The sequence below is a fragment of the Flavobacteriaceae bacterium GSB9 genome, from assembly GCA_022749295.1.
Lineage (GTDB): Bacteria > Bacteroidota > Bacteroidia > Flavobacteriales > Flavobacteriaceae > Flavisericum.
The window spans coordinates 3,444,404-3,461,081 of record CP062007.1; the positions used below are offsets into that span (position 1 = coordinate 3,444,404).

Sequence of the window (16,678 nt, forward strand, 5' to 3'; positions counted from 1 at the left end):
CATTTCCTATAGCGTCTAAAAATGCTTGAGGAATTGGCCTTACGGTGTGCTTTCTGTCAACAAAGCCTGTAATATCTGGATTGGTTTCGTTTAGGTAAGCGTTGCTAAGCTTTCCAAAACGCTTTAAATCCTCCCACCTTACTTGTTCGCCAGTAAGCTCACGGGCATATTGTCATTATTAATTTTTTAAAACTTTATTTAGGAAGTTTACTGTGTAGTTTAGCGTAGTTTCAAACCAAGGGTGCATAAGCCAGAAGGAGTGCGGACTCTCGGGAATTGTGTGGACTTCGTTATAAATATTATGTTGGCTTAAAATACTTATCATATCATCGCGCCCTGCATGAAATCTTTCATGAGAGCTATTGATAAAAATCGTCGGGGGTGTATTTTTACCAACATATTCCAAAGGTGAAGCTTCTTTCCATTTTTCGAAATTTTCTTCTTTTTCTCCACCTAGCCAAATACCGGCCATAGACGCTTTTCCAGGTTTCGATTCGGCGGCCGCTTCAGGATGAATGAACGATACAATGCCATCTATATTAACAATGGCCTGAACTTCATTCGAAATAGTTTTATCAATATGATATAGGGACGAGTTTGGTGTTACACCAACTAGAGTTGCCAATTGAGCTCCAGCAGAAGCACCTAAAACAGCCACTTTACTAGGGTTTATGTGGTATTTTTTAGCATGTTTTTTTAACCAAATAATGGCGTCTTTTAAATCGTTTACTCCAGCAGGGTAGGTGGCTTCAAAACCTAATCTGTAGGCTACAGAAACCCCCACATAGCCATTTAAGGCCAAGTGTTGTGCCATAACACGTTCGTTTTCTTTACTGCCTGTAAGCCAACCACCACCATGAATAAGTAAAACAGCTGGAAAGGTTTTTTTGCGATTGTTTTTTGGAAAGTAGACATCCAATTTTAATTTACTGGTTTCCGTTTTTTTGTAGGTAACGTCTTTTTTGTATTTAATATCGTTAGAAACCAACGGCTTAATGGGCGAAACGTTGGGGAAATGCTTTCTTAGTTTTTTATATGTGTTTTCAATCGTATATTCTTTGTAATCTTCTTTTTTTTGGGCGTATGTTGAAGTTGACGCTATAATTAGAAAAATGGTAAAAAGAGGAAAAAGCGATTTCATATGTTATTTTTTTACGGTTGAATTTATTTCCTTTAGTCCTTCAAACACCAATCGTGCAACTTCTATGCCGCCTTTGGTTTGAAAGTGTGTATTATCGTCTGCACCATCTGGGTAGGCTTCATATTTGCCAGCAGGGAGGTTCATAAAATAATTTTCAGAAACAAAATCTTTTCCTTTTATGGTGAAGAATTCGCGCGACTTTAAGTTTAAATCGATTAAATACACATCCATTTCTTCAGCTACATCTTTTGGAGCTAGGTCGTATGCGCCATGAACATCTTCAAGTTTGCCGTCTTTCCAAGGATAATTTCTTGCCACAGGCGTTAAAATAATAGGGACCGCTCCTTTTTGTCTGGTTTGCGAAACGAATAGCCTTAAAAATTCTTTGTAGCCTTCAATATTTACGTAACGTTCGGTCTTATTTTCGGCAGCATCGTTATGCCCGAACTGCATGATAACAATGTCGTTTTTTCTCAAGTTTTCATAAACGGCGCGCCATCTTCCTTCCTGAAAAAAAGTACGAGTGCTTCGTCCGCCACGGGCACGGTCATCGACCAAAGCGCTATCAGTTCTGATAAGGTTTGAAACTTGACTTAAGCTATCGGAAACCAGAAAGGGTTGAAACACTTGCCCCCAGCCCGTAACGGGGTATCGGGTTTTCATATAGTCTTTACCTTTGTCGTAATCGCCGGTATAATCGGCCATAGTGGAGTCTCCTATCAAATAAATGGTGGTGATTTTAGATTCATCTTCTTTTTCTTTCGCAATGTCTTGTTGTTTGTTGGAGTTGCAGGAGGAAAAATTTAGTACAAATAAAATTGCTAGGAAATAAGTTGAAATTTTAAAATTCATTTTTAACGTTTTACATGAAATTGATAAGTCTTTCCTTTTTCGGTCTGGATATCATAAAGTTTATATTCAGGAAGCTCTAAAATACGTTTTTCAGCTTTTTCAGAAATAAGAGGTGTTTTAATTTCTGGTGTTTGGTAAAAGATATTTGTGTTTTTGCCTTTTGCTTTGGTCAATTCGTTTCCGTTGGCGTCAACCAAAGTTTCAGTAGTTCTTAGTCTAAGGTTTCCGCCCAATTCAGATACTATTTTAACCGAATTCAAATGGTTATTTTTCCAATGCAGATCCACTTCAAAACCACCTCTTGCTTTTAACCCCTCAATATCGCCATCGTGCCAACTATCGGGTAGGGCAGGCAAAAGGTGGAGTGCTTCGTCGTGCGATTGGATTAACATTTCTGCAATGCCAGCCGTACAACCAAAGTTGCCATCAATTTGAAATGGGGGATGGGCGTCCAATAAATTGGGATAAGTTCCGCCATCAGTTGTGCCATCGTGTACCAATGTTAATTGGGTTTTTATTAAATCGTATGCTCGGTTTCCGTTTAATAAGCGCGCCCAAAAATTCACCTTCCAACCCATAGACCAACCCGTAGATTTGTCTCCTCGGTATTTTAAGGTTTGTTCGGCAGCTTTAAATAATTCTGGATTTTTAAATGGTGAAATTTGAGCTGATGGATGTAAACCGTATAAATGAGAAATGTGCCTATGTTTATCGTTAGGGCTGTCCCAATCTTTTATCCATTCCTGTAATTGGTTGTGTTGACCAATTTGCATAGGAGGCAAACGTTTTTTCATAACCGCAATGGAATCGGCAAATTCGGTATCGATACCCAAAACTTTTGAAGCATTGATAACATTACTGAACACATCAAATACCAACTGATTGTCCATGGTTGTTCCATAAGTAACACCAACACCATTTAAGTACTTGTTTTCGGGCGATATAGATGGAGCAACAACCAGCCAATTATTTTCGGGTTCTTCCTGTAAAACATCAACATAAAACTGGGCTTTGCCTTTTAAAATAGGATAGTACTTTTTTAAGAATTCCGTATTTCCTGTAAACAGATAGTGCTGCCATATATGTTGGCTCAACCATGCGCCTCCCATAGGCCAAAAGCCATAAAATCCACCATCTACAATTCCTGAAATTCGCCAAATATCTGTGTTGTGGTGAATATTCCAACCGCGGGCATGATACATTTTTTGTGCACTTTCTTGACCGGTTACCGATAAATCTTCCAGCATGGAAAATAAAGGTTGGTGTAATTCCGATAAATTAGTTATTTCGGCCGGCCAATAGTTCATTTCGGTATTGATATTTACCGTGTATTTGCTGTCCCAAGGCGGAGATAAATGGTTGTTCCAAATACCTTGAAGATTGGCAGGTTGCCCCCCGGGCCTGGAACTGGAAATCAATAGATACCTTCCAAATTGGAAATATAATGATACCAACGATAAGTCTTCGTTAGTGGCAAAATTTTCTAATCTTTTGTTTGTTGGTATAGAATCGTTGGTATTTTTGGTCAATTCAAGAGATACGCGGTTAAAAAGCTTTTGGTAATCTTCAACATGGGCCTTTTTTAGTGCATCAAAAGGTTTTGTTTGACTCACTTTTAAATGATTTTCTGCAATATTTTCAGCAGAATCACTTAAATCTTTATAATTTTTAAAGTTCGTTCCGATGCTTACAAATACGGTAACTTCATCAGCGTTTTTTATTTCAATATTTTCGTCGTTTTTTACCAATTCACCGCCAACAAATTTAGGCGCAACCAAGGTGGTGAATTTTATTTTTCCTTCTTTATTATCTACATTTCCGGTGGTGCCTGCTAGCGTAATAAGTCCATTATTGTACGAAATATTATGGTCAATTTGAGGGCTGTCCATAGACATATTAAAACTTATACTTTTAGGCTTGTTGGCTGTAAGGTGAACAACCATGACTTGTTCTGGATAGGAAACAAAATACTCTCTTTTATAATCAATGCCGTTATGGGTATAAGATACTGTAGAAATTGCATTTCCTATATCTAATGTTCTTTTGTAATGAGTGCTATTTTGATGGTTTGGGAAATTTAAATTCAAGTTGCCAACAGTTTGGTAAGGCATTCCGTAATTATTGCCTTCCTCGGCACCTCTAGGAAACACGGCATTAGCCATGTCTTGGGCTTCTTTGTATTTGCCGTTGAACAGCAAATTTCTTATCTCTTCAATCTGTTTATAATAGTCCTTTGGTACATTATTTCCAGGTTCGCCTGCCCAAACGGTTTCTTCGTTAAGTTGAATTTTGTCGTGTTCAACTCCACCAAAGAGCATACCACCAATTCGACCGTTTCCTATAGGTAAGGCTTCATTCCAATTATTGGCGGCTTTGTTGTACCACATTATATTGTTTGATACTGCTTGACTTTCGGTATTTTCATTTTTGCACGAAAGCGAACAAACGATAAGGGTGAGTACTAAAAAAAATTTTAAGATAAAATTAGTGCGATTCATGTTTTAGTTATTACCTGGTTAGTTCTAAGTTTTAAGGTATAACTTCTATCTCTTTAAGCCATTTTGTTGAAATGGTTTTCCATAGTTCTGTAAGGTTTGATGCGTTATAAATACCAATGCTATGTCCGCCTTTCGGGAAAATGTGCAATGACCCTTTAACATTATTTTCTAACATGGCTTGATAAAATAAGATACTATTCATGGGGTTTACGGCATGGTCGTTTTGGGCATGGAACAAAATGGTTGGAGGCGTTTGTCTTGAAACGTGAAATTCGTTGGAATAGTAATGAATGTTCTCTGTAGTAAGGTAATCTCCAAGGAAGTTTTTTTTGCTGCCCTCGTGGGTATATTTTCCAAAACTGATAACGGGCGAAACCAACACCATAAAATTAGGTTTAAAAGATTGTTTGCTGATAGTGTCGTTTTCAATATTTGAAAAGTCAGTGGAATGTGTTGCTATGGTCGAAGCTAAATGGCCACCTGCCGATGAACCAAAAACACCTACTTTGCCTTTATTTAGGTTCCATTTTTGGGCATTAGTCCGAATGAGCTTCATAGCACGCTGCGCATCTTGAATGGGACCTTGCTCACTAATAATTAAATCGGGTGAGTTGGGTAAACGGTACAATAATACAAAAGCGGTAATACCTTGTGTATTATACCATTTAGCCAATTGAATACCACCTAAATTATAAGTGAGTTTTTGATAGCCACCCGACGGTAAAATTAAAATACTACTGCCATTTTGTTCTTCTTTTGGAGGAAAGAACGCCAACATTTTAGGTTCTGAAACTTGTGTAATACGTTCACGTTCTTCAATGTGTTCAAGCATCAAGCCTTTGGTGTTTGGCATTTTTCCTTTGGGCCATAATGAGATGTTTTCTTGGGCTAAGGTAGCCAAAGAAAATAGAAAAGTTAAATAGACGAATACCGTTTTTGTCATGGTTGTGTTTTATCTTGAATGATATGTAATTAGTAAATATATGCATCATTACCAGGGAAGAATGACCGAAGAGAACTCTTAATAAAAAAAGATTGCCACGCTACGCTCGTAATGACGTAATGATTTTATGTTACTTTAGTTTTATCGCTTTTTGTCAACACCTTTGCCTTGTTTCAGCTGTGCTTTTGAATTTGAAAAATCATTTTTATCAAACTCGATATGGGCACTTTTTTCACCCAAAACTTTTATAGGTGATTCACTTTCGGAAAATGACAGTCCACTTACCGAAACATTTTTGCTATTGTAAACCGTTAAGGCATAATCCTGCGAAGCGATAACTTTTACGTTTTTAAGTGTAATACCATCGGCATCGATAGCCGTAATCCCTTTTTTGGTCTGGAAAATTGAATTTTCAAGTGATACATTTTTGAGGTTCATTTCGGGCAATCCCATAAAGAATATAGCCGTTTCAGAATCTGATACCTTAATGTTTTTCATAAAAATATTTCGGAATGAAGGTGTTTCTTCAGTTACGGGCATCATGGTTTCATCACGTTTTTCATCCTCTGCATCTTGATCGTCTTCTAAAATAGGGGAATTACCACCATAAAACATATTAAAACGAATAGACTCCGTTGGAATGTTTACCATATCAATATCAGATATATAGATATTTTCAACCACACCGCCACGCCCGCGGGTACTTTTAAAACGCAGCCCAACATCGGTGCCTAAAAACGTACAGTTTGAAACATGAACATTTTTAACACCACCCGACATTTCGCTGCCAATAACAAACCCACCATGGCCGTGATACACTACATTATTTTTTACAATGACATTTTCGGTAGGCATACCGCGTATTCGGCCATCTTCGTTTTTACCCGATTTAAAACAAATGGCATCGTCGCCAACATCAAAGGTATTGTTGTAAATCAACACATTTTTACAGGATTCCAAATCAAGTCCGTCGCCGTTTTGGGAGTACCACGGATTTCTAACATTAAGATTTCTAATGATGAGGTCTTCACTCATTAAGGGATGGATGTTCCAAGCTGGTGAGTTTTGAAAGGTTGGGCCATCTAAAAGAATGCGTTTAGAATTGACGATACTAACCATTACTGGCCGCAAATAATCTTTTACCGATTGCAGTTCTTCGTCGCTTATTAAATCGGGAACGTTAAAATTGGTGGTGCTTTCGTAACCTTTTTTTGATTTTTCTGATGGAAACCAAATTTTCCCGTTTGTGGAAACAACTCCACCTGATTTTATTAGACGTTTCCATTGGCCATCTGTCATTTTCGATTTTTTTACCGGACGCCATGCACCGCCATTTCCGTCTATTATACCATTTCCTGTAATAGCAATGTTTTCAGCACCATTGGCATTAATAGGCGACACGCATCTTACCGTGTTAAGACCTTCAAAACTGGTTTTTACCAACGGATAGTCATCAAAATCATCACTAAAAAGAATTAATGCACCGTCGTTTAAATGTAAATTAACGTTGTCTTTTAAAGTAATGGGGCCTGAAAGCCATATACCTCTTGGAACGTTTACCTTGCCGCCGCCTTTTGTTGTTACGTCGTTAATGGCCTTTGCGAAGGCTTCGGTGTTTTTAACCAAACCTCCGGATACAGCGCCAAAATCGGAAATACTTACGCTGTAATTAGGGAAGTTTGTTGTTTTTACTTTGGGCATATTAAAAGCTATGCCATCATAAATGGTTTGTTCGTTTATTTGTTGTGCATTTAAGTTTTTTGCACAAAAAAGGGTTAATAGCATTAACCCTAATTTTGTTATTGAAATTTTCATTATTGAATTGAATTATTTTGAAATTTTAAAATAATCGACGTCGGCATAACCACCACGTTTAGATTCTTGCGTACTTATACAGAATACGCCTACTTTAGCGCCAATCCATTTTCCTTCCCTGGCTTTGAATGGTTTGCCTATTCTTTTGAATTTCTTACCATTTTCAGAATAATAAAATTGGCACATAGTATCGGGAGCCAAAACTTCTACTTTAAAATAAGCAGCGTTCGATTTCAGTTTTACCTCTTCGTTCACTTGTTCTTCATTGCCTTTAATGGCGTTAATGGCTTCGGTTTGTTTTAGGAAATAACCATCATCGTTATGGGAAATACTCAATGTGGCATAATCCATCCCCATGACAATCAAGCCTGCTGTTTTACCTTCTTTGGCCTCCTCAGGAATTAAAGTGATTTTTGTTGAAGCTGTAAACTCGGGTGCAGGTACTTTTTGAAGCAATAAGTTAGGCGCCATCCATAAGTTTGGTGCATCTTCTGGTACTTTAATTGAAAATAATCTCAAGTGGTCTTCACCTGGTAGTTTAGCATGCCAAACCACATCGTTATTGGCGTGCCATTGCCATTGCAACCCAATGTTGAATTCGTTGAAATTATCAGTTTCCAAAGGTGTTTCAATAGGGTAGGTTTTGCCAACGTTTGGTTTTTTATGCGATTTAACGGGTTCGCCGATACCGTTACCGTCAAAATCTTTGCCCATAACTGGCCAATCGTTTATCCAGCTCATAGGTTGCAGGTGGACAATACGACCTATGGCACCCACATCCTGAAAGTGGTAAAACCAAGATTCGCCATTTGGTGTATCTACCCATGCGCCTTGGTGAGGCCCATTAATTTCAGTGCTTCCTTGTTCTAAAACTACTTTTTCTTCATAAGGGCCATAAACGTTTTTAGAGCGTAAAATAAGCTGCCATCCCGTAGCTACGCCACCCGCTGGAGCAAAAATGTAGTAATAGCCATTTCGTTTGTAGAATTTAGAGCCTTCAACGGTTTCGTGATTGTCGTGACCATCAAACACATGGACTCCCTTATCAATAACTTTGGTACCTTCAGCATTCATTTTATTTACTGTAAGTAAACTTTTGACACCACGACGGCTTCCTGCATAGGCATGAACCAAATAAGCATCACCGTTGTCATTCCAAAGCGGACATGGATCAATAAGGCCTTTGCCTTCCATAACCAAAATAGGCTCATCCCATTTTCCATATGGGTCTTTGGTTTTTACCATATAAATTCCAAAATCGGGGTCTCCCCAATAAATGTAAATTTCGCCTTTGTGGTAACGTATGGCCGGTGCCCAAACACCATTACCGTGTTGTGGAACGCTAAAGTGCTCTTCGGGAACTTGGGTTTCCAGAGCATGGTTTATCAGTTTCCAATTTACCATATCTTTTGAATGCAGGATAGGTAAGCCTGGAGCGACGTTAAAGCTAGAAGCTGTCATGTAATAATCGTCACCAACACGAACCACGTCGGGGTCGGAATAATCGGAGTAAATAATTGGATTGTTGTATGTGCCATCACCATTATCAGCTACCCATACGTCTGACACATAAGGTTTCTCGTTTTGAGCAAATAGAATGGCGGTGAAGAATAATGAAAGTATTAATAATTTTAGTCTCATTGACATTAGTTGTTTTGGGGCATTTTATTTGTTTAGCTCTAAGCTAGCCATTATAAAAGGCCCAGTACCTTTAGGGTCATTTGATCTAATGGTTTCTCCTATGTAGTATTCAAAAGACCCATCTCTATAAGGGTTTCCACCCAATCCGGCAACCGCGCAACATTGATTTAGGTTAACCACGCCGTTTTCTTCAACAGTAATTAGGTCGTCTAATAAAGCTTGGTAGGCTTTTTTAGCCACGTCCAAATATTTTTCAGGTAAATATCCCTTACGCACACCTTTGGCAAAAGTATAAGTGAACATAGACGTTCCTGTAGCTTCAAGGTAATTGCCTTCACGGTCACCTTGATCCAAAACTTGCCACCATAAGCCTGATTCGTCTTGAACTTTAGTTACAGCTTCGGCATATTGATTTAAGTATTTTATAATACGTTCTCTACCGGGGTGGTCTTCTGGTAAAAAGTCTAATACATCGACCATAGCCATACCGTACCAGCCCATACCGCGTGACCAGAAATGTTGTGAGTTTCCAGTTTCATTATCTGCCCATTTTTGCTCACGGCTTTCATCCCAACCATGATATAATAAGCCGGATTTTTCATCCCGACTATGCTTTTGAATTAAATCGAATTGTAATACAGCATGGTTGTAGATGTCTTGTTTTTCCTCTTCGTCATCAACGTATTCTTTAGCATATCTAACATGGAATGGTTCGGCCATGTAAAGCCCATCAAGCCACATTTGGTGCGGATATCTTTTTTTGTGCCAGTAGCCACCTTCAGACGTTGATGGTTGCGATTGCAACTGCTTGTCTAAGGTGTGCATAGCGGTTAAAAAACGTTCTTCTTTGGTGATAGGGTAGAGAAACAAAAGAACATCACCAGACTTTATCATATCTAGATTTTGTTTTTCTAACGAGTAGGTGTCTATTGTACCCGTACTATCGATTAGAGTATCTGCATAATCGTAGATGTAATCGTAATATTTTTTGTTATTTGTTGCTTCATAAACACGAGAACATGCACTTAACACTAAACCAGGCGTGTAAGTCCAACGTGGTTTTGTTGAAAAATCCAGTTTTGTAGCTTCTGGAAAACGATGAATTTCTGAAAGCATCATGCGTTCAGACCATTTCAAATCTTCGGGAACGACTTTTTCTACAGTAGCGGTTTCTTCTTGTACGTTTTCTTTTTTAGTGTCTTTACAAGACGTAAACAAGCCAACGGCCAGTGCAAACAGTGCAATATATATAGTTGCTTTTTTCATTTTCATAGGTTTTTATTGTATTGCGTTTGTGGTGTTTAATGATTCTAATTTTTTATCAAGGTCAGCGATAAAGGCCTCTTCGGTCTTAATACCATTAGGTTCTTGCTCCCAAGCGCCTAAAAAGTAGTAAGATATGGTGCTTGTAGTGGGTTTAAAAATAACCAAATGGTCGTATTGTCCATCTTTTTGTTCGGCAACATCGTCTAATTTGTAGAATAAAGCCATACCTAAATTATCAGGTGGACTAGCCAAAGTTTGCACACCATAAGTAGCAATGTACGCCCATTTTTCACCCTCTTTTTTATGAAAAGCTACCCCATGGTTTACAATACCGGTGCAAAGTCCGGTAATTTCCTTTGAAGGCGTTAATTCAGCTATTGTATGGCGTCCCTCAGGAAAGATAGTTAGTTTTGAATCTAAGTCGATACTTTCTCCTCCAGTTTCCCAGCCTTTGTAATTGATATGTACTGAAGAGCTGTATTCTGAATTTTCAACTTTAGCGAAGGTATTTTCAACCTTTTGAAAATGCACAATGGTATCGGCAACAATGCGTCCGTAGCTACCAATGCCCATTGATTTCCCGGCTTTTAAAATATCCTGACCCCAAGGAGAGGGCTCATGATATGAGTCGAACCCGTCTTGACCAACAAAAGGCAAAACAATAGAATCTACTTTTTTACCAAAAATATCGATAGCATTTCGCCAATCTAAATAGAGGCGGTAGCCAATTTTACTGTTTTCCCAGCCGGGTCCCTCATAACGGATAAACCATGAATGGTCGGTATGCTCGGCAGGTACTTGAAGCGATTCTACATTTTTAAAAGACGTTCCACCATCATATTCCTTATGACCTCTAGGGCCGTCAACCCATGTGCCACCTTGGGCAATGGAAATTTCTGCGTAGGTTTTTTGCGGTACCACTTCTTCTGAAACAGCTTTATTTTCAACAGTTTCGGTATTTGATTTTTTGTCTTTACAGGCAATAAGGCCTAAACAGGCCAATGATAAAATTGCTAACTTTTTCATAATAATTTTATTGTTCTTTTCCGTTGATGGTTGTGTTTTTAAATACGATTGGTTCAGAATACTCAACTGATAAAGGTGTTTTAGCATTTTTAATATGAACATTGGTTAAAGATACATTTTGAATAACGGCTTCTTCTCGCCCTTTAATTAAAATACCGTATTTACCACTGTTTTCAACTGTTATATCCTCTAGGTGTACGTTGTTTATTTTAGGGATAAAGCCACCTTCTTGATTGGCATAAATACCATAGTGAAGATTTATTTTGAGAGCAGCTTCCTTTACTTGTCCCACTTGAATGTTTTTTACGTACAAGTTTTCAACAAAACCACCTCTTAAAGTGTTTGTTTTAATACGGATAGCGCGATCTAAATTTGGGCTGTCCATTTTACAGTTACGTGCAAAAACATTTCTAACGCCGGCTGAAATTTCGCTACCTAAAACCACGCCACCGTGACCATCTTTCATATCGCAATTTTCAACTACAATATTTTCACTAGGAATATTTACACGTCTGCCGTCCTCATTACGTCCTGCTTTAATGGCAATACAGTCATCACCCGTATCGAAAGTACAATTAGTAATGTGCACGTTTTTACAATATTCTGGGTCGCAACCATCGTTGTTTGGCCCATGGCTACTTACGGTTACACCGTCAACTCTTACATAGTTACATTTTAATGGGTGAATAACCCAAAATGGTGCATTAGTAAAAGTAACACCTTCTAACAATACATTTTCGCATTCAAAGGGTTCAAAAAAGGTAGGACGTATGTGGTGACCTTCACCAAATACACGCTCAGAAACAGGTACTTGTGCTTCGTTCATTTTTCTTAAAGTGGGCAGGTTTATAGAATCGTGTTGTTTAGGAGCACCTTCAACCCATCCATAAGAGTCTTTGCCGCACCAAGGCCACCAGTTGGTGTTGCTGGCTTGGCCATTTAATGTACCTTTTCCGGTTACGGCTATATTTTTCTGTTTATACGCTCTAATAAGCGGCGAGTAGTTCATTAATTCAACACCCTCGTATGACGTGTGCACAACAGGAAGATAATCTTTGTGATTTGTTGAAAATAACACATTGGCACCTTCTTCTAAATGAAGGTTTACATTACTTTTTAAAACAATAGGCCCAGTTAGGAAATCACCAGCAGGAATAACTACTTTTCCTCCACCTGAATTACTACAAGAATCGATAGCAGCCGCTATAGCTTTCGTATTTAATGTTTCACCATCGGCAACGGCACCAAAATCTAAAATAGAGTAGGTGGCATCCTTAAATTCTGGAATTTTAATGGAATTGATAATAGCTTCCGCTTCATCAAAGGGATCAGGTTCGGCAACTTGTTTTTCTTTGTCTTTGCAAGCTACTTGGGTTGTTAAAATTATTCCGAGGAATAGGGAGGGAAGTAATCCTTTAAAAAATGATAATTTCATGAGTTTTTGTTTAATTGTAATCGATTGACTAAAATACTAAAGTTGTGGTTGTTGGCATAATTTAAAGAAACAATATTTTAAACTTTTAGTTGGTATTACTCCTAAAAACGAATGCCTGTGCAATTATAATTCTGGTATCCAGTTATCTGTACCACCCAGAACATTTTTTTTGCTATAATGTTCAAGGTCTTTTTCCGATATTTTTTTCGACCATTTTACACGTTTATTTGAGGCTCCAGGGCCTGAAGAATTATATTCGCCATAAAATGTGGTTTTTTCGGCATGAGATTTACCCCAATTGTGCCACCCTTCGGGTTTTATATGTTTATCCATATAACAATCTATAAACACGGTTTGTGCATAATCGCGCCATGGGCGCCCTAAGTAGAACGTGGCTTCGTTTGCGTTTCCTGTTATTTTGCAACCTTTAAAAACAAAACCATATTTGGTGTTTTTATCGGTTGAGGCAGCCGTAACATAACCATTGCTTTTGCAGTAGATTTCACAGTTTTCGAAATACCCTGTGGACCACCCGAAGATAAAATCGACTGTGCCTTCAATATAACAATCTTTATAATATTGGCGGCTGTTATTTCCGTGGAGGTAAAGGGTGTCTTGAAAACCTAAAAACCTACAGTTTTCGAATATCACTTTATCGCCATCAACCCTAACAGCCACGGCTTGGCCAATGGGACCCGCGCTGTTCTCAAATGTGATATTTTTTGCTTTGAAGTTATTGCCAAAAACAAAAAAGGATGAGGAGCCCGTAGTTCCCATTTCTTCACCAAAAGCGTTTTGTTTTTTGGCATAGTCGTCGTTTGTTAAAATGGTTTTGTTTTTGTCTTCTCCCACAAATGTCACATTAATTTTTGATGAAGGAAGCACTAATTTTTCTTTGTAGATACCATTTTTAATAAAAATTTTGGTTTCAGTTTTTCTGAAATCCGGTACAGCATCAATAGCCTCCTGCACAGTTTTAAAATCGCCGCTTCCATTAGCATTAACTACAAAATGAAAATCTTCGTCATTTATTTTGGTCAATTTTGGAGTTCTGTCGATTAATGAATTTGCATAGACTTCAATATTCGAATAATTTTGGTCAATGGTATTGAGGTCGCTATCTTTCACGTTGGGGTTTAAACCGTTCTTGTTTTCCCAATAATCGGGAATGCCATCTTCGTCTGAATCGGGTTTGCCCATTTCATGTTTTAATTTCGGCCATCCGCCAACGTCTTTCTGCGAATCGATTATACCGTTTTTAAAACTCACTTTACCACTTTTAGTGTTTTGAACTATCCTTGTGTCTACAACGTCTCGATAAATATTAGCTCCGGCATTTTCTAAAACAGACTGAAGAGCTTGCGAAGCGGTAGTTGTTTTAACATTGTTGTCGATGTCAATTTCCGAGTTTAGTTTAGTTTCTTCAAGGTTATCGCATTGTACTCCACCAGCCCAATTGTTTTGGCTGATGCTCTCAAAACCTTCAACATGGTTGCCATTCACATAAAACTTTCCGTAAGGTTTGGAAGGACTCACAATGCGGTCTAGTTTAGAAGAAGTTGTTGCTGGACCCGATTTAAAATAATTGTTTACTATATTATAAGAACCCTTTTCGCCGCCGTAAATACTGTTTTCGCCCCAGTTGTAAATGACGTTGTTTCTAAAATCTACAAATTCGTTTTCTGAATTTTCGGTGGTTTTAGATCCACTAAATCTCGGATTTCTGCTGTTGTTCGAGGCCATTAAATTATGATGAAATGACACATTAACCCCTCCCCAAATACCGCCGTAGCCATGCGCTCCTTTTTTGTGAACCGAGCGGTTTAATGCTTCGGAAATGATGCTCCACTGAAGGGTGAAATTTTTGTTATTGTAAAACGAAGCATTTTCGTCCGTGGCCCAACTTACCGAGCAGTGGTCGATAATTACGTTTTTGGCATCTCGGCACCCCAGTGCATCGCCCTGAACTTCGTTAACATCCCCCATTCTAAATCTTAAATAGCGCACAATAACGTTATTGGCTTTTATGGTAAACGGGTAACCTTTTAGGGTAATGCCTTCACCGGGTGCCGTTTGCCCCAAAATGGTTAAATTGCCTTTGCCGGGGTTGACATCTAAATCTGATTTCAGCTCAATAATGCCCGAAACGGCAAAGACAATAATTCTGGGTTCTTTTTTTACAATTCCTTTTCTTAAGCTTCCTTCACCATCGTCATTAAGGTTGGTAACGGTATATACTATTCCGTCTCTGCCTCCTGAGGTATATTTACCAAAACCTTCAGCCGTTGGGAAGGCCAAATCTTGGGCATGGCTTGAAAATGAAATTATTGAAAATAGGACGATTAAAAAGAACGCTTGTTTTAACATATGTTATTTATTTTGATTTTCTGTAATTGAAGTCACCAAACTGTTGATATAAACCTCAATGTTTTCGTAACCAGTACTAAGGTCATGGCCATTAGGGTTGTTTTCTTCAACTTTCAGTTTCATCTCGACTTTCCAGTCATCTGGCATACCATCACCAGAAGTGTCGGTAGGAGGGGTTTCAGATTTTAGTTCTGGCCAACCACCAACATCGTTTTGTGTGTCGATGATACCTTTTGTACTTCCGTTAGAACCTTCGTAAGTGTATGACCCATTTTTTACTTCATCTGCTATTCTGGTATCGATAGCATCTCGTTTGTATGAAGCTCCTCCGTAAGCAAGAACTCTGTTGTAAGCATCAACCGCGGTATGTGTAGTGACGTTGTTGTTTATGTTGTGTGGTTCAGAAAGTTTCATGGTTGCTTTATCTTCTTCAGAAACTGTGCCATAGCTATGATGAAATTGATTGTAAACACCATAGGTCCAGTTGTCGTTGGTAACTTGTGTACTGCCTTCGACATGGTTACCATCAATGTAGAATTTCCCCCAAATATCGTAAACCTCGGTTCCTTCAACTTTATTTTTGTCAATAGACATGATACGTGTGTCTTTGGTTGTAACTGGTCCGGGTTTGTAGTAGCAGTTTACAATATTAACGTTCATAGCTTCGCCACCGTAGGCACTGTTGCCTTGCCAGTTGTAGATAACGTTATTTCGTAAATCGACCAAATCGGTTAGAGCAAATGCAGAACCAGCTGCTTCTCCTAATCGTGGATTTCTACTATCGTGGTGTGCTAACAAGTTATGATGAAATGATGCTTTTCTTCCTCCCCAAATACCACCATAACCATGCGAGCCTTTATCGTGAACCGAGTTGCGTAAACTTTCGGTTATAAAACACCATTGCAACGTGGTATTTTCATTGTTATAGATGGAAACTGTTTCATCGGTAGACCAACTCATCGAGCAGTGGTCGATAATAATATTTTTATGAAAACGGCTGCCTAAGGCATCGCCTTCTTGTTGAGCCTCATCACCCATTCTAAATCTTAGGTAGCGGATAATAACATTATCGGCATTTATAGTAACGGGGTAATTTTTAAGGCAAATGCCATCACCGGGAGCAGTTTGTCCAGCAATAGTTACATTGCCATTGTTTATTTTTAATTCTGAAAGCAGTCGGATTGTCCCAGAAACTTTAAATAGGATATAACGGGCTCCGGGAGTGTTTACAGCTTCTCTTAAACTACCTTTGCCGTAATCCTCAAGTGTAGTTACAAAAAGAACTTTTCCACCGCGGCCACCGGTTGTATGTCTGCCAAACCCTTCGGCACCAGGAAAAGCAAAGGCTTCTTCGTCAACTTGTGTGGGCTGCTGCTCTCCATTTTCTTCTTCCTGTTGCTCTTGTTCTTCTTCTGTAGGCTCTACTTCTTCTTGCTCTTCTTGTTTGGGGGTATCCGAAGGTGAGCTGCTGCTGCACGAAAACACCAGAAAAGGGAATATTAACAGTATGGTTTTTAGATATAGTTTCATCTTTTATGCTATTAATAATATGTTGTTTTTGATGTCTTGTGCATTTTTGAATTCACTAAGGTGAATGTTTAGTTATCCGTGGAGTTTGTTTAGTTTTTGATATATTAAAAATGGATACCCTAAAACTATGCTTTTAAGGTATCCATTTCATTAGGTCTATTAGT

At 38.5% G+C, this 16,678-nt stretch carries 11 protein-coding genes; all 11 read right to left on the bottom strand.

Annotated elements, in window-relative coordinates:
- Positions 1-178: 178 nt before the first annotated feature.
- The 11 genes from GSB9_03062 to GSB9_03072 all read right to left on the bottom strand — a co-directional run bounded on the left by GSB9_03062 (position 179) and on the right by GSB9_03072 (position 16,514).
- Positions 179-1,141, bottom strand: a complete 963-nt coding sequence (locus GSB9_03062) for an alpha/beta hydrolase (protein UKM66472.1) — start codon at positions 1,139-1,141, stop codon at positions 179-181.
- Positions 1,142-1,144: 3 nt separating this feature from the next.
- On the bottom strand, positions 1,145-1,993 hold the full coding sequence (locus GSB9_03063; protein UKM66473.1) for a rhamnogalacturonan acetylesterase: 849 nt from the start codon (positions 1,991-1,993) through the stop codon (positions 1,145-1,147).
- A 2-nt stretch (positions 1,994-1,995) separates the two neighbouring features.
- Positions 1,996-4,491, bottom strand: a complete 2,496-nt coding sequence (locus tag GSB9_03064; protein ID UKM66474.1) for a glycoside hydrolase family 95 protein — start codon at positions 4,489-4,491, stop codon at positions 1,996-1,998.
- A gap of 31 nt (positions 4,492-4,522) precedes the next feature.
- Positions 4,523-5,434, bottom strand: coding sequence for an alpha/beta hydrolase (locus GSB9_03065; GenBank protein UKM66475.1), 912 nt, complete (start codon positions 5,432-5,434; stop codon positions 4,523-4,525).
- Between the two features lie 141 nt (positions 5,435-5,575).
- A complete protein-coding gene (locus GSB9_03066) occupies positions 5,576-7,249 on the bottom strand; it encodes a glycoside hydrolase family 28 protein (GenBank protein ID UKM66476.1) in 1,674 nt (557 codons plus the stop codon).
- Between the two features lie 12 nt (positions 7,250-7,261).
- Complete coding sequence (locus GSB9_03067; protein UKM66477.1) at positions 7,262-8,890, bottom strand: glycoside hydrolase 43 family protein; 1,629 nt, start codon at positions 8,888-8,890, stop codon at positions 7,262-7,264.
- A 24-nt stretch (positions 8,891-8,914) separates the two neighbouring features.
- On the bottom strand, positions 8,915-10,156 hold the full coding sequence (locus GSB9_03068; GenBank protein ID UKM66478.1) for a glycoside hydrolase family 88 protein: 1,242 nt from the start codon (positions 10,154-10,156) through the stop codon (positions 8,915-8,917).
- Positions 10,157-10,168: 12 nt separating this feature from the next.
- Positions 10,169-11,182, bottom strand: a complete 1,014-nt coding sequence (locus GSB9_03069; GenBank protein ID UKM66479.1) for a DUF4861 domain-containing protein — start codon at positions 11,180-11,182, stop codon at positions 10,169-10,171.
- Between the two features lie 7 nt (positions 11,183-11,189).
- Positions 11,190-12,617, bottom strand: a complete 1,428-nt coding sequence (locus tag GSB9_03070; protein ID UKM66480.1) for a glycoside hydrolase family 28 protein — start codon at positions 12,615-12,617, stop codon at positions 11,190-11,192.
- A 123-nt stretch (positions 12,618-12,740) separates the two neighbouring features.
- A complete protein-coding gene (locus GSB9_03071; GenBank protein UKM66481.1) occupies positions 12,741-14,984 on the bottom strand; it encodes a pectinesterase family protein in 2,244 nt (747 codons plus the stop codon).
- A gap of 3 nt (positions 14,985-14,987) precedes the next feature.
- Positions 14,988-16,514, bottom strand: a complete 1,527-nt coding sequence (locus tag GSB9_03072) for a pectate lyase (GenBank protein UKM66482.1) — start codon at positions 16,512-16,514, stop codon at positions 14,988-14,990.
- Positions 16,515-16,678: the final 164 nt, after the last annotated feature.

What these genes read in the sequence shown, in the direction of transcription:
- GSB9_03072 (UKM66482.1), bottom strand. Translation starts at nt 16,514, where the DNA reads ATGAAACTATATCTAAAAACCATACTGTTAATATTCCCTTTTCTGGTG.
- GSB9_03067 (UKM66477.1), bottom strand. Translation starts at nt 8,890, where the DNA reads ATGAGACTAAAATTATTAATACTTTCATTATTCTTCACCGCCATTCTA.
- GSB9_03071 (UKM66481.1), bottom strand. Translation starts at nt 14,984, where the DNA reads ATGTTAAAACAAGCGTTCTTTTTAATCGTCCTATTTTCAATAATTTCA.
- GSB9_03066 (UKM66476.1), bottom strand. Translation starts at nt 7,249, where the DNA reads ATGAAAATTTCAATAACAAAATTAGGGTTAATGCTATTAACCCTTTTT.
- GSB9_03063 (UKM66473.1), bottom strand. Translation starts at nt 1,993, where the DNA reads ATGAATTTTAAAATTTCAACTTATTTCCTAGCAATTTTATTTGTACTA.
- GSB9_03064 (UKM66474.1), bottom strand. Translation starts at nt 4,491, where the DNA reads ATGAATCGCACTAATTTTATCTTAAAATTTTTTTTAGTACTCACCCTT.
- GSB9_03069 (UKM66479.1), bottom strand. Translation starts at nt 11,182, where the DNA reads ATGAAAAAGTTAGCAATTTTATCATTGGCCTGTTTAGGCCTTATTGCC.
- GSB9_03068 (UKM66478.1), bottom strand. Translation starts at nt 10,156, where the DNA reads ATGAAAAAAGCAACTATATATATTGCACTGTTTGCACTGGCCGTTGGC.
- GSB9_03062 (UKM66472.1), bottom strand. Translation starts at nt 1,141, where the DNA reads ATGAAATCGCTTTTTCCTCTTTTTACCATTTTTCTAATTATAGCGTCA.
- GSB9_03065 (UKM66475.1), bottom strand. Translation starts at nt 5,434, where the DNA reads ATGACAAAAACGGTATTCGTCTATTTAACTTTTCTATTTTCTTTGGCT.
- GSB9_03070 (UKM66480.1), bottom strand. Translation starts at nt 12,617, where the DNA reads ATGAAATTATCATTTTTTAAAGGATTACTTCCCTCCCTATTCCTCGGA.